Source organism: Eilatimonas milleporae (assembly GCF_003688555.1).
Lineage (GTDB): Bacteria > Pseudomonadota > Alphaproteobacteria > Sphingomonadales > Kordiimonadaceae > Eilatimonas > Eilatimonas milleporae.
Map to the genome: position 1 here is coordinate 545,399 of NZ_REFR01000011.1, position 13,644 is coordinate 559,042.

Below are 13,644 nucleotides of genomic sequence, written 5' to 3' on the forward strand. Positions count from 1 at the left end.
CCGTGAGTGCGCCTTGCCGTCCCGGTCCGTCAGGCTTTGGACATTCCGTCTTTGTCCGGTTCCGGCACGGGTGTTCCGCCCACGGGCATTTTCGGACCCGCCGCAAAATTTGACAAGCGTCAAGGACGGTACGCCGCGCCCGTGAAAAAACAAGTCCAGGATGTGAAGTGCACAAAGACAGCGCCCGCCCGCGCCCGAGGGCCGTCAGTGCCCGCAACAAGGGCAGCGGAGAGGGGGCGGCATGAGTGGCGGCATCCTTGTTCCACCTTCTGGCGCCATGGGCGATTTTGAACGAGGACAGTGCAATGACGGAAAGGCAAGACACCCCCCAAACCACCGGCCCCCAGGCCGGCAATACTGGCGGCCGCGAGGCCCGTCCGGCGGCGCCCGAGATGCGCAGGCCCGGCTATCCCTTTTCCGCGCTGCGCCAGGAAATGGACAGGTTGTTTGAAAGTTTCATGGGCGAGCATCCCGTCTCCATGTTCGGGGAAATGCCGCTGGCCCGCCACATGCGCCCCGAGGCCCCGGTGATCGCGCCGCACATCGACATTGCCGAGACCGACGGCAAACTGGTGTTGAGCGCGGAGTTGCCCGGCCTGTCGGAAGAGGACATTTCGCTGGAGATCGAGGACAATCTGCTGACCCTGTCGGGGGAAAAGCAGATCAGCCGCGAGGACAAGGATGAAACCCGCCATGTGAGCGAGCGCCGCTATGGCCGGTTCGAGCGGCGCATCGGCCTGCCGCAGACGGTCGATGCCACCGCCGCCGAGGCCGAGCTGAAAAACGGCGTTCTGACCGTGACGCTGCCAAAACGGGTGGAGGAAAAGGAAACCGCCAAAACCATCAAGGTGAAGTCCGTCTGACGGACGGTGCCTGATGTGATGCCAGGACATAGGCGCGCCCTGTCACAGTCCGCAAGGGACCGGACCGGGCGCGTCGGGAGGATCCCGGGGCCGAAGTCGCACAATGCTTCCCCTATTCGCCTGGTTCCGGGAGAGTGGCGTGCCTGTACTGCCGGCACGCCACTTTTTTTGTCGTCTTGATCCTTTCGTTCGGACACGCCATTCAAGCAGTCGGCCTTATTACGGCGGCATAGCCGGTCGCGGCGCGCCGCCCGTCCGGCAAGCCCCATGGCCGATTGGCGCTCGGGCTGCGTTTTCTTGACTTCCCGCGTTGACTTCTAAGAGCGACTTGGCTATCCACGGCGGCGGAGAGGTGGCCGAGTGGCTTAAGGCGCTCGCCTGCTAAGCGAGTTGGGGAGCGATCCCCTCGCGGGTTCGAATCCCGTCCTCTCCGCCACTCACCTTCTGTTCATTAAGCCCTTGATTTTAAAAAGAAGTTACTCCCCTCGGTCTTGGGGTTAAGCCTGCGTGTGGCTGTGCGAGACGACGGGCTGCGTGCCTGGGGTCCGCCACATTCTCTCCCCCAATCTCGGATCCCCATTGTCGCCGTTTCCTTTGTCCTCTGCAAAACAACAGGGAATTGACAGGATAATCGTTCGATTCTTGGCGGCGGTGATGGAGACCAGCTCTGGTGTCCGGGGCACAAAGTCACAGATCCTGTGGCTTTAGTCGGTCATGGAAAGAGATTGACCTGGGTCGTGTGAAGCCAAACAGGGTTTCCTGGGTGGGCCAGTATCTTCGGCGCCCTTGTGGCCCTGAATGGAACTGGACATAAATGGGGACAGCGTGCCAAGGTCCAAACCACCATAGTAACCAGTCGTCTCATCACAGCATATTGCGAAGACAATATGTCAGTTTTTTCACTATAAGGACTTGGGGTGGGTGTTCTTGCATTAAGATATGCTGTCGTGGCTTATATGGTCGTCTTTCTTGTCGTCACGACATGGCCTGGTGTCCTCTTGTTCAATAAAGTGCGGCCCCTGGTATTTGGTTTGCCTTTCAATCTGTTCTTTATCGCACTGATTATCGTTGGCGCCCTGTGCCTTCTGGTTGCCTTGTACAGAAGTGAACAGCGGTCGGGGGAAGAGTAGTTTTGGAACGCTGGCATGTTATCGGGCTGATCATAACGCTCTATCTGGGGATAACCCTGGCGATCGGCCTGTTGTCCGGGCGGCGATCGTCCATGAGTGTGCAGGGCTATGTTGCGGGCGACCGTGATTTCGGTCTCCTGGTGATGTATTTCGTGCTTGGGGCGTCGGTTTTTTCCGCATTCGCTTTTCTCGGCGGCCCGGGCTGGGCCTACAGTCGCGGAGCCGCAGCCTTCTACATCCTGTGTTACGGGGTGCTGGGCATTGTTCCCTATTTTTACATCGGTCCGAAAGCCGCGGCCCTTGGTCGTAGCCGTGGCTATGTGACCCAAGCCCAGCTGATTTGCGGGCGGTTTCCATCACGTGCGCTGTCCGTGCTGATTGCCGCCCTGACCCTGCTTGCCTTTATTCCATATGTCACGCTGCAGATGCGGGGGGCCGGCATCGTCATTGAGGCCGTCACGGATGGCAATATCCCCTTGTGGCTGGGAGCGGCCGTGTCCTATGGCATCGTCACCCTTTATGTCCTTTTCTCCGGTGTGACGGCTGTCGGGTGGACGAATACCTTTCAGGGTATATTCATGCTGACGATTGCCTGGACGTTGGGCCTGTATCTTCCGATAAGCCTCTATGGCGGGGTTGGTGAGATGTTCACCCAGATCCATGCCGAACGGCCGGAACTTTTGTCTTTGCCGGGTTTGACCGCGACGGGAGAGCCCTGGTCCTGGGGGGGCTATTCAAGTGCCATTATTGTGTCCGCGGTCGGGTTGATGATGTGGCCGCATCTTTTCATGAAGGCTTTCACGGCCCGGACGGACAATACCCTGAGGCAGACGGTGGTCCTGTTTCCCACATTTCAGTTGTTTCTGATCCCGGTTTTCCTGATTGGCTTTGCCGGTGTGCTCTATCCCGAGCGCCCGCCCTCGGCCGATTTCATCCTTCCCTTTATGATCCTGAATACGGATCTGCCGGCGATTGTCGTGGGCCTGTTTTGTGCTGGCGCCCTGTCCGCATCAATGTCCACGGGCGATTCCCTCATGCATGCCGCCGCTTCCGTCACTGTTGAAGACGGCATCAAGCCCTTCAGTTCCCTATCAGATCCGCAGCAGCGCCGTTTGATCCAGATTTTCGTTCTTGTTGTTGGCGCGGTCGCGTACGGCTTCGCCGTGAGCGAGGGCGCTTCGCTGGTGGTACTTCTGCTGACGTCCTACGGTATCATCTGCCAGCTCGCGCCGCCGATCGTGGCCGCACTTTACTGGCCCCGGGCGACAACGGCAGGTGTTATCTCGGGATTTGCGTCCGGTTCAATAACCGCAGCGTTCTTTTTTATGACCGGCTATTTCGGGGCAAACCTGCGTCCGTTTGACCTGCACGAAGGTCTTCTGGGGCTCATCGTCCACATATGTGTTCTGGTTGGTGTGAGCCTTCTCACCAAGCCGCAGCAGCGTCAACACATCGCCGCTTTTGTTGAGGTGGGGGGCAAGACGCCCTCCTAGCTGCTCAAATAGCGTATCAGCTTGCGCATAAAGCGCGTACCTTCGGCGACTTGGCTTAATTTGATGAACTCGTTCGGCTGATGGGCCTGATCGATTGAGCCCGGCCCACAGATCACCGTTGGGAACCCCGCTTCCTGAAACTGCCCGGCTTCCGCGGCATAGGAGACGGAGGACCGCACATTGGACCCGGTTAATTTGTGCGCCAGCTCGGCCGCGGCATTTTCGCCCTGCGGCATCAGGGGCGGGCCGTCAGCCAGCATGTGCGTTGTGATCATACAGTCCGGCGCGATGGCCTGCATCTCTGCAAGGACGGTCCGGGTTTCCGCATCGAATTCAGCGCGGACGGCACCGACGTCATCCCTGGGAATGCAGCGCACGTCCCAGGTGAAGGTGCACCGACGTGCCAGGATGTTGGCCGCCGTGCCGCCTTCGATCACGCCAACGGAAATGGTGGTATAGGGTGGCATAAAGGGCGAGTCACCCGGAGCGGCGGACTTTCGTTGCTCCACCATCGCCGTCAATTTGGCGATGAGGCGGCCTGCCGCCATGATAGCGCTTGCGCCGCGATGGGGCTGACTGGAATGGGCTTCATGCCCGGTTATTTCCGTTCTGAAAACGGCGATACCCTTATGGCCGTCAACAACCTGCATGTCCGATGGTTCACCAACAATGACCGCCGCCGGCGTTGGCAGGAGGTCCCTGATTTCCCGGATCATGGCGGGTGCGCCGAGAAGCCCGACTTCTTCGTCGTAACTCAGGGCGAAATGGATTGGCCGTTTTAGATTGGCGGCCAGCATCTCGGGCAAGAGTGACAGGCCAATCGCTGAGAAGCTTTTCATATCCGCGGTGCCGCGGCCGTATAGCTTGTCGTCTTTCTCCACCACGTCCCACGGGTCGGTATCCCATGGCTGACCGTCCACCGGCACCACGTCAGTATGGCCGGAGAGGACAACGCCGCCCGCGACCTTCGGGCCTACCGAAAAGTACAGATTGGCCTTGCTGCCGTCCTCGTTCGGGACCCGTGTCGCGCTGATGCCATTCTCAGTGAGATAGCTCTCCACATCTTCAATCAGATTGAGATTGGAATTGCGGGAGGTGGTGTCATGCCGCACGAGGCGTGCGATCCAGTCTATCTGGGTCTGCAAATCAGACATTCAGCGCCTTTCAAACTCAAGTTTGATCCAATCGCCCTGGTCGGCGCGACCGCGGCAGGCCAGGAATTCCAGTTCCGCCGGATTGCAGGCTATCACGGCATTCGTTGTGGCGCCGGATTGATCCTCAGCCCGGCGGTTGATACTTAAGCGGCCATCGGACCGGTCTGCAAAAAGCCGGCTGAGAGATTGCGCGGTGTGCGTATCCGATTGTGACAGCAGCGCCTGCATGCGCTCAAGCCGGGCATGACTGCTCTCTGATATGTCCGATTCCAGCTTCCTGTTTTCTGCGATCAAACAATGGTTTGAACGCGTCAGGGGGGCATCATCCGTCGTTCGGGCATGTGCGGACATCGGTGTTCTTTCCCACTCTGTCGCGCCACTTTTATCGCCAACCCAGTAGGAGTGGCTGCCGGCGACAGGCGTCTTTTCAAAAAGCGCATTCGCGGCGTCGCGGCTCGTCTGTCGCAAGGCCAAATGCAGGACGGAAAGATAGGGGATGCCGACGCGTGCGCCCCTGGTCTTGAGATTGGTGGTGCCGACCGTGACGCCGTATTCATTCATACCCATAAGGGTCTGGCATCCTGCACATGTCACGGTCCATGTTTCCGGGCCATCATCCGGTAGCTGGTGAAGGGCGACCACATAGTTGACGTCCGGGCCGTTCAGGTCCCAGGTCTGGCCCTGGATGCTGTGCCCCTGCATGGTGATGCCGGGAGGCAGAAGCGCGGCGGTGCACCCTTCATCCTCCAAAACAGGGGGATCGCCCGGTAAAACGATAATGTCACGGACATCGGTCATGTTGGCGGCGGTGAACAGTTGAACCGGGTCCAGCTTCGCGCCTTCGGCAATGGCGATATGCTCCACATAGCCCTCGGGGTCATAAGTGCGCACTTGTTCGAGGCAGGCAGTGCCTGCTTCAAAAAGCGATGCCATTTGTGAATGACCGGCTTCCCTCAGGTATGTATCAACCGCAGCCACCCGGTCCGATACAAACGCATGGATCATATCGCGGAAATGGGTTCCATATTGGCGGCCCATGTCTTGTCGGGTGCCGGTAACGGTTAAGCGCGGAAGTTCCATAGCATTGTTTCCTTTACCCTCGTGTCGGGCTTCAGTCGTCGATGGGTGGCAGCCATTTAAGCGACGAATGGCGCAGTGAACTTACGACCCGCCCCTCAATCTTGTGACAGGTGAAAGCGTAGTCCGCTCAGGTCGCATTGCCATCACCGCCAACAAAGTATGATGTGGCCCATCGCGATCCAACCGTCTTACATCCGCCAAAGTGGATTTGGAGAGGAGAGATTCGTCAGGCGCACCGAAATCGTAGAGTTCAAGCGGAATGTCAACATCCTGTTCTGTGACATAGTTTGCCTATGCGTGCCGCGCGGCAATCACCTCTGCTTTTGTCATGGGTTCATAGACACTCTCAGCCATTTCTTTGCCTTTCCCCCGCAAAACCGATAAAGAGCTCTACACCTAAACAAGACCATTAGCATCAGGCGCGCGCAGCGGATACGTCAAACTCTTGTGGTCTTTAGCATCTCAAGCGCCGCATGATCGTGCTCCATGGCGCGGAGCCGCGCTCATATCCCGGACTTCGCCGAGAACAGTAGCGACCATGCGACGTCCGCCCAAGGCGGCACAGGTGGGGTGCTTGTCCTTCATGTCGACCCACAGCAGTGCCATGCGGTCGACGAACCACGCCTGGCAGACCACTGGGGCGTGCCAGCCGGCGAAGGCGGTCCAGAACTCGCCGCGCACAAGGCCCCGGATGACGATCCCCATGAACAGACCCGAGAGGGTTGTCGCTACCCGCGCGACCAGCTGGGGCCCGGCCGGGATCGGGACATGCTTTCGGTTCAGAAAGGCGTGCTCGTCCAGAATGCCCCGCGCGGTCCAACTGTCCGCGGTGTTGAAACGGCGGTCTATATCGAGGAAATGTTCGCCATAGGCCATGACGCGGCCAATCGCCCGGTGTTCGCCGAACATGGCGTCGATGAAGAGAACACCGTCGGCGTCACGCTCAGGGCCGACAGGAAGATCGGCGACAAGATCACCAAGGGCGCGAAGATGCATGCTTGGCGAAGCGGCCCTTGGCGCGGCCAACGTGTGGCTGGAATTGAAGGTATCCGGCGGATGGGTGTGTTTGAGCGGGCGAAAAGACCATGGCGGCGCCGGCGCGTCGGCCATTGAGCGGTATATCCGGATGCAGGATAGGGAGCGAGGTCGCGATGCTGAGCATGCCCTTTCCGATCGGTCATCCCATGGTAGGGTCGACGCGCATCGCGTATGCAACGGAAGGCCAAAAAGGCACTATTTGCCGTCGCTTTTCTGAGGGTCCGGGCCGTCAATAGCCGTGCCGGGGCACGTTTGCGTTCAGGGGACGCGGCCAAGACCATGCGGGCCAAGGCGTCACGCCCGGTATTCGGTGCGCCCGGCCTTTACGGCGTGGGTAATTCAAGCGTTCTGTTCGCGGCGAGGGTTTTCAGAAATGCGGCGTCATGGCTGACCGCCACCACCGCGCCGTCATAGGTGGTCAGCGCGGTCTCCAGTGCCGCGATACCGTCCAGGTCAAGATGGTTGGTCGGTTCGTCGAGGATCAGCAGCCGTGGCGGCACCGGCGCCGCGAGCGCGCAGGCAAGGCCCGCGCGCACGCGCTCGCCGCCGCTCAGCTCGCCTGCGCGGCGCGGCGCATCGCGCGCGCGAAACCCGAAACGGGCGAGCGCGGCGCGGGCCGTATGCGGGTCCGCCCCGCCGTTCAGGCGCAGGAAATTGTCGCGGAGGCTGCGCGCCGGGTCCAACTGTCCCACATGCTGATCCAGCAGCGCCCACGGAACCGGCAGGGCCACCGTGCCGCGACGGGGCGCGAGCTCGCCGGTCATCAGTTTGAGCAGCGTCGTCTTGCCGCTGCCGTTCGGTCCGGCAATGACGATACGCTCGGGCCCGGTGACGGTCAGCGACAGGTCGCGGATGACGGGAGGATCGTCGTCATATCCGCCCGTCACACCGTCAAGCCGCAGCACGACCCTGGCGGATGGCAGGCCGGTCGACGGCAGGGCCATGTGAAACGCACGCTGCCGGTCGACCGCCGCGCGCGCCGTGGTCAGGGCCGCGTCGGCGGCCGCGCGCTGCCTGTCGCGCAGGCGGGCGTTCGTTCCGTCCGATGCCTCGGCCCGGTTCCTGGCGGCGTCCAGCAGGACTTTGGGGTGACTGCCCGTCGCCCGCGTCCTGCGTCCGGCGCCGTCCTTGCGTGCCTTGCGTTCGGCGGCCCGCCGCGCGCGGAGGTCCGTCTCGGCGCGGACCTTTTCCGCATGGACGAGATCGCGCTGTACCGCCTGTGCCTCGGTGTCCTTGCGCAGCCGATAGGCGCTGTAAGGCCCGCCATACCGGGTCACCCCGAGCGGGGTCAATTCGACGATGGCATCCATTTCCTCCAACAGGGTGCGGTCATGGCTGACGACGATCGCACCGCCTTTCCACTCCTTGATCAGGGCGGTCACGGCCTGCCGTCCGGCGCGGTCGAGCGTGTTTGTCGGTTCATCCAGCAGCAGGAAATCGGGTTCGGTAAAGATCTGCGCCGCAAGCACGGCGCGCGTGCGCTGTCCCGCCGAAAGCGCTGTAAGCGGCGTATCCGGATCGGCCGCGATGCCGCAGCGTATGAGAGCGGCCGCGATCCGTGCGGGCAGGGTCCAATCCGCCTTAGCCAGGGCCTCGGCATCCGCCCGGCCGGCTTCGGCCCGGTCGAGCAGGGCGAGCGCCGACCGCGCCGCGAACAGATCGGCGATGGTTTCGCCGGGCTGTGCCGTTGTTTTCCACCGCGGCATCGCGCATGTGCCTGAAACCCGCACCCGCCCGGAAGCAGGGGCCAGCACGCCGGCGATCAGACGCAAAAGGGTGGTTTTGCCGACCCCGTTGCGCCCAACGATGCCGGTGCGCTCATGGCCGAAGGTCAGATTCAGGGTGTCAAAAAGCCGAACGCCGTCAGGCGTGGACCATGATAGATCGGACAGGGCAATGGATGCGGGCATGGACTGGACCGTTTTTGCAGCGATACCGAAGGGCGGAAGGCGGCAAGGGTCTTGTCCATGGCGGGAAAATCTCCGGATGGGATGCATCGAATTCTTTTCGGATATGGGTATCGGCTGCGTCCATTGCAAGGGGGCACCCGTCCGGTGCGTACAGCCCATGCCGGGCCTGGCGTCCGTGTTGAAGCCGGCGCTGTAAAATATGGGGACAGTATCCAGTTTTTTGGAAAAAATTGCTTTATTTATAATTATTTAATTGAAAGTCGTGCGGCCTGAAACATGTATACCATCCGCAGTTTTTAAACGCGGCGCGGCGGCGGGACGAGGGCCGGCAACCGGGCCTATGCATGGTGAAGCGCAGGTCCGGCGCCGCGCTCTTTTACAAGGCTGTGCAAAAGGGCGGAGACGGCGCCGAGGGCGACCGAGGCATGCCAGACGACATCATAATTCGCGTATATATCGAACCAGGCACCGGCAAGCCATACGCCGATGAAGCCGCCAAGCTGATGGCCGAGAAACACGAAACCGAAGAGCGTGCCCATGGGACGCGGACCAAACATGGTGAGAACGAGGGCGCTGGTCAGCGGTACGGTCGACAGCCACAGCACCCCCATGGCGAAGGCGAAAACCATAATGGACAGGGGCGTCAGGGGCTGCGAGATGAAAACGAGGATGACCAGAGTGCGTAGCGCGTAAATCGCCGCCAGCACGTACGGTTTGGGAAAGAGCGTGCCTAAATGCGTGGCGAGCAGTGTGCCGATGATGTTGGCGAAACCGACCACGGAAAGCGCCCGCAGGCCGAACGCGCGCAACTCCCCCGGTGACATGCCCGTGCCGATGCAGAAGTTTTGCACATAGTTCGGCAGGTGCGCGGTGATAAAGGCCAGATGAAACCCGCACACGAAGAACCCGGCGGTCAAAAAAAGGAAGCTGGGATGTCTGAACGCCTGTGTCACGGTTTGGCGCAGCGGGGGCGTGTCGTCCCCGCCCGCGCGGCCCATGCCCCCGCCCGCCGAAGGGCCGGCATCCGCCCGCAGGCGCGGGATGCAAAGCGCCATGGGCGCCAGCATTACCGTGATCACGGCCAGTGTCATCCGCCAGTCCAGCCACGCCGTCAGCCAGGACGCCATGAGCGGCATGACAACCTGCCCGACGGACCCCAGGGCCGAGGCGATACCGAGATAGAGCGCGCGCTTTTCCTCGGGCGCCGCCCGGCCGATCACGGCCAGCACGACACCGAAGGCCGTTCCCGAAATGCCCATGCCGACAAGCAGCCCCGCGCCCAGATGCTGCGCCAGAGGCGTGGTGCCGACGATGCACACTCCCAGCCCCGCGAGGTAGCAGCAAAGGCCGATGGCAAGCGCCCGGCGGTCGCCGTATCGATCCGCGACCATGCCGAAAACAGGTTGCGCCAGCCCCCAGACCAGATTCTGGATCGCGATCGACAGGGAAATGATCTCTATTGCGCCGCCGAACAGGTCGTTCGAAATCGGTTCCACGATGCCGCCGAACATGGAGCGCGCGCCGAAGGACAGCGCCAGTATGAGACCGCCCGCCATGACGATGGTGTTGATGGAGGGCGCGCCCTTGGCGGATGCTGTCGCAGTGTTGGCCATACCGTCGGTGGTCTTTCCGCTGTCATGTGTCTTTCCGCCCGGTCTCAGGTCACCGGGCATGCCGGGCCGGCACCCATGGCAGGCGGGGGCCCAGGCTTGACTTTGACGCTAGCAAGCCGCAATACTTCTGAAAAACGAATATATTTGAAGTATCAATTCAAGAAATCTGAAATGCCGACTGACTTCGACACACATGCATTGCGGGCTATCGTGGCCGGGGCCGACCTTGGCAGTTTCGGGCGGGCGGCGGTGCGGCTGGGCCGGTCGCAGTCGGCGATCAGCATGCAGCTCAAAAAGCTTGAACAGCAGGTTGGCGCCCGGCTTTTTGTACGCAAGGGCAGGGGACTGGTGCCCACGGACGCCGGCGAGGTCCTGATCGCCTACGCCCGCCGGATTATCGCGCTGAACGATGAAGCGGCCCTTGCGCTGGGTGCCGCCGCCGGCAGCACGGTCGTGCGTCTGGGGTTGCCGCAGGATTTTTTCGACGATGTGATGCCGGCCACCCTGACGGCCTTCTCGCGGGACCATCCCGACGTCCATGTCGACATCCGTGTCGGCGATAATCACAAGCTGAGCGATGAAATCAGCGCCGGGCGCCTTGACGGCGCCATCGCCTTTTTCGAGGAAGGTGCCGTCAGCGAAGGGGAGTTGATCCGCAGCCTGCCCATGCGCTGGCTTGCCCATGAGAGCTATCGCGGTAGCCGCGCGCCGGACAGTGTCGACCTGGTCATGTTCGACCATCCGTGCCTGTTCCGCAAGGCGGCGCTGTCGGCCTTTGACCAGGCGCGGATGCGCTGGCGCATGGCGGTGACAACGCCCAGCCTGCTTTATGTCTGGTCGGCGCTGCGCTCGAACCGGGGGGTCGGTGTGCGGACCGGGCATGGCCTGCCCGCCGACATTGTCTGCCTGAACGATGATTTCAATCTGCCCGCGCTGCCGTCCATAGAATTGAGACTGCTGCGGTCGCAGAGCGCATCGCCCATTGCGCAGGATCTGTGCGAAATACTGCGGACCGAAGCGATCCGGATCATCGGGACTGCGGAACCGGTCGGCGCGAAACAAAGGGCCCGATAGGGGGGCGGTCTTCAATATGGAACAGCGCGGTGAAACACAGGATATGACCCCGTCCCGCGAAGACACGGGCCGCCGGCCGATTGTCGCGGCGATCGCCGTTGTCATTCAGGGCGGCAGGGTCCTTCTGGTCCGCAGGGCCAATCCGCCCGACGCCGGGCGCTGGGGCTTCCCCGGCGGGAAAATCGAGGCCGGAGAGACGATTGAGCAGGCCGCTGTTCGGGAATTGTTCGAAGAAACGGCCATACGGGCCGAAGCGCGGCATGTGTTTACCGCCGTCGATGCCTTTGACCGCAGCGGGACCGGGGCGCTGCGACGGCATTTCGTGCTGGTCGCGGTGCTGTGTGACTGGCTGTCGGGTGTCCCCGCCGCAGGCGACGACGCCCTTGAGGCAAGATGGTTCAATCTCGACGCCCTGGACGACGCCGACCTTGCATTGAGCCTGGATGTCGCGATGGTCGCCCGTCAGGCGGCGGCCATCGTCATGCGCGCGCCCTGATCCCGTCGTCGGGCGCGCACGTTCTCCAAGACAGAACAAACCCTCCAAACCCCGGACCGGTCCGCGACGGTCAAGGTTGGACGATGGGCCCGACAATGGCCTGATCGAAGCGTGCGCAGACGGACTGGACCTCGGCCATGCGATGCGGCAGTGAAAGCGCGGCCATTGCCTGAAAGAAGCGGTCGTGACGTCCGGGTGTCGATACCAACGTCATGCGCGCGGCCGCGCGTCCCACGGCCGTGAAGCCGTGCGGCACGCCCTTCCGGATGAAGACGCATTCGCCGGCCTTCGCCACGATCTTCCGCGTATCGACCAGAAAAACCAACCGTCCCTCGCCGATCAGGAAGACCTTGTCCTCGCCGTGGGATATGTGCACCGGCGCCCCCATGCCCGGTGTTACCTTTATGGTCATAACGGTCATGGGTGCCTGCTTGCCGCCCAGAAGAATATCGGCGCGGATGCCCGAGAAAGCCGCCGTTCCGGTCGGGGCAAGTTTCCCGCTTGTGTAGATGGGCGGCCGGTGCGTCTGGTTCATGGTCTGTCCTTTCACGGTTGCAAACCATGCATAGCGCCCTTGCATTGTTTTGATTAGTGGTCAAAAAATGTATAGTTTATCCATTCAGATGGACAATCATGAAGCTCGACCCGATCCGGACATTTGTCGAAGTGGTGCGCGCCAACGGTTTTTCGGCGGCGGCGAAACAGACCGGAATGCCCCGGTCCACCGTCAGTCTTCAGGTGAAAGCGCTTGAACGGTCGCTCGGGGTCCGGCTTTTGAAACGCTCGACCCGCTCCATCGCCCTGACGGACGAGGGACAGGCCCTGTACCGGCAGGCAAGCGGGGCGCTGGACATGCTGGCCCAGACCGTGGACGACTTACGCAATGCAACCGGTGCGCTGCGGGGGCTTATCCGGATGACGGCCCCCGCCGACTTCCCGACGGACCTGCTGGCAAAGGCGGTGAGCCAATTCAGCCGGCATCATCCTGACGTGCGGTTCCAGATCGTGCTGAGCAGTGAGACACGCGATCTCGTCCGTGACAATGTGGATATCGCCCTCCGGGTTGGTGTGAACGCCGCCATGGATTCCGTCGAAAGGCGTCTGCTCGATGTCGAATGGGGCTTCTTCGCCAGCAGTGACTGGATCGCCCGCCACGGGCGTCCGAGGACAGTCCGGGACATTCCCTGCTTCATCTCGCCACTGCCCGCATTGCGGCGCTATCTGGAACGCACCGTGCTGGCGGGCACGCCACTGCCCCAGGCCGGAATGGAAGTCGACAACCACCTTCTGGCGCGTGACCTGATGCTGTGCGGCTTTGGCGTCGCGCTTCTGCCCGAGGGGATGTGCCGGGGGGCCGTGGACGCCGGCAATGCGCACGCGCTTCTTGCCGGTGAGACGCCCGGCCGGACCCGCGTCAACCTGCTGTTTCCCTCGCGGGCGGATATGCTGCCGCGCGTCAGGGCGTTCGCGGATCACCTGTCTGCGGCGTTGGGCGGGGCCTGAAACAGGCAACGCGTTCGCACGGCAGGACCGGTTGCACGATCACGCCTTAAACTGAGACTGTACCCCCTGACACGATAGTCGGCTTTGCCCCGGCGGCATGTCCGCTGTCAGTGACGCCGGGGTCGGCGGTTCCGGCTTGTGGCAGCCTGTCGCGTTCACATTGGTTTCACGGCGCCGCTGTCCCATGCATCCGTATCCGTTCCCGTTCCCGTCGCGCCGGGCAAGGGCCGTTCGAAATGTATCCATGCATGATTCCATTTATTGTTCAATAAATCGAAATTCATACTTCA

Annotated in this window: 12 protein-coding genes, 1 tRNA gene and 1 pseudogene; 8 read left to right on the forward strand and 6 right to left on the reverse strand. The window is 61.8% G+C overall.

From position 1 onward, the window contains the following. The first annotated feature begins 245 nt into the window (after window positions 1-245). The 4 genes from BXY39_RS10530 to BXY39_RS10545 all read left to right on the forward strand — a co-directional run bounded on the left by BXY39_RS10530 (window position 246) and on the right by BXY39_RS10545 (window position 3,486). On the forward strand, window positions 246-863 hold the full coding sequence (locus tag BXY39_RS10530; protein ID WP_121938789.1) for an Hsp20/alpha crystallin family protein: 618 nt from the start codon (window positions 246-248) through the stop codon (window positions 861-863). A 346-nt stretch (window positions 864-1,209) separates the two neighbouring features. Beyond that, window positions 1,210-1,299: transfer RNA gene (locus tag BXY39_RS10535), tRNA-Ser, on the forward strand. Window positions 1,300-1,819: 520 nt separating this feature from the next. Next, window positions 1,820-1,993, forward strand: coding sequence for a DUF3311 domain-containing protein (locus BXY39_RS20110; protein WP_425458910.1), 174 nt, complete (start codon window positions 1,820-1,822; stop codon window positions 1,991-1,993). Window positions 1,994-1,995: 2 nt separating this feature from the next. Further along, window positions 1,996-3,486, forward strand: coding sequence for a sodium:solute symporter family protein (locus tag BXY39_RS10545; RefSeq protein WP_121938791.1), 1,491 nt, complete (start codon window positions 1,996-1,998; stop codon window positions 3,484-3,486). On the opposite strand, the gene argE is transcribed toward BXY39_RS10545, so the two are convergent. The 3 genes from argE to BXY39_RS19720 form a co-directional block, all read right to left on the reverse strand. Next, window positions 3,483-4,640 carry an acetylornithine deacetylase gene (argE, locus tag BXY39_RS10550; RefSeq protein ID WP_121938792.1) on the reverse strand — a complete coding sequence of 386 codons (1,158 nt, stop codon included), beginning with the start codon at window positions 4,638-4,640 and terminating at the stop codon, window positions 3,483-3,485. The two genes, BXY39_RS10545 and argE, sit on opposite strands and share 4 nt — an antisense overlap. After that, the gene (locus BXY39_RS10555; RefSeq protein WP_121938793.1) at window positions 4,641-5,720 is read right to left on the reverse strand and encodes a C45 family autoproteolytic acyltransferase/hydrolase; all 1,080 of its coding nucleotides are present in this window, start codon (window positions 5,718-5,720) and stop codon (window positions 4,641-4,643) included. Between the two features lie 462 nt (window positions 5,721-6,182). Further along, entirely contained in the window at window positions 6,183-6,629 is a 447-nt protein-coding gene (locus tag BXY39_RS19720) for a DUF6653 family protein (protein WP_342779441.1), read from the reverse strand. Between BXY39_RS19720 and BXY39_RS20025 the strand changes: the two are divergent. Further along, a pseudogene (locus BXY39_RS20025) lies at window positions 6,546-6,719 on the forward strand (DUF2000 family protein); the annotation flags it as partial. The gene BXY39_RS19720 and the pseudogene BXY39_RS20025 sit on opposite strands and share 84 nt — an antisense overlap. A gap of 362 nt (window positions 6,720-7,081) precedes the next feature. Here BXY39_RS20025 and BXY39_RS10565 read toward each other — a convergent pair. Beyond that, window positions 7,082-8,668 carry an ABC-F family ATP-binding cassette domain-containing protein gene (locus tag BXY39_RS10565; protein WP_121938794.1) on the reverse strand — a complete coding sequence of 529 codons (1,587 nt, stop codon included), beginning with the start codon at window positions 8,666-8,668 and terminating at the stop codon, window positions 7,082-7,084. Window positions 8,669-9,006: 338 nt separating this feature from the next. Beyond that, a complete protein-coding gene (locus tag BXY39_RS10570; protein ID WP_170163759.1) occupies window positions 9,007-10,281 on the reverse strand; it encodes an MFS transporter in 1,275 nt (424 codons plus the stop codon). Between the two features lie 171 nt (window positions 10,282-10,452). Between BXY39_RS10570 and BXY39_RS10575 the strand changes: the two genes are divergently transcribed. After that, window positions 10,453-11,355 carry a LysR family transcriptional regulator gene (locus BXY39_RS10575; protein WP_121939006.1) on the forward strand — a complete coding sequence of 301 codons (903 nt, stop codon included), beginning with the start codon at window positions 10,453-10,455 and terminating at the stop codon, window positions 11,353-11,355. A gap of 16 nt (window positions 11,356-11,371) precedes the next feature. After that, window positions 11,372-11,851 carry an NUDIX hydrolase gene (locus BXY39_RS10580; protein ID WP_211332195.1) on the forward strand — a complete coding sequence of 160 codons (480 nt, stop codon included), beginning with the start codon at window positions 11,372-11,374 and terminating at the stop codon, window positions 11,849-11,851. A 70-nt stretch (window positions 11,852-11,921) separates the two neighbouring features. Here BXY39_RS10580 and BXY39_RS10585 read toward each other — a convergent pair whose 3' ends face one another. Beyond that, window positions 11,922-12,386 (reverse strand): cupin domain-containing protein, encoded by a 465-nt coding sequence (locus BXY39_RS10585; protein ID WP_170163760.1) that lies wholly within the window; start codon window positions 12,384-12,386, stop codon window positions 11,922-11,924. A gap of 98 nt (window positions 12,387-12,484) precedes the next feature. Here BXY39_RS10585 and BXY39_RS10590 point away from each other — a divergent pair, with 98 nt between their 5' ends. Beyond that, a complete protein-coding gene (locus BXY39_RS10590; RefSeq protein WP_121938797.1) occupies window positions 12,485-13,354 on the forward strand; it encodes a LysR family transcriptional regulator in 870 nt (289 codons plus the stop codon). The last annotated feature ends 290 nt before the right edge of the window (window positions 13,355-13,644 follow it).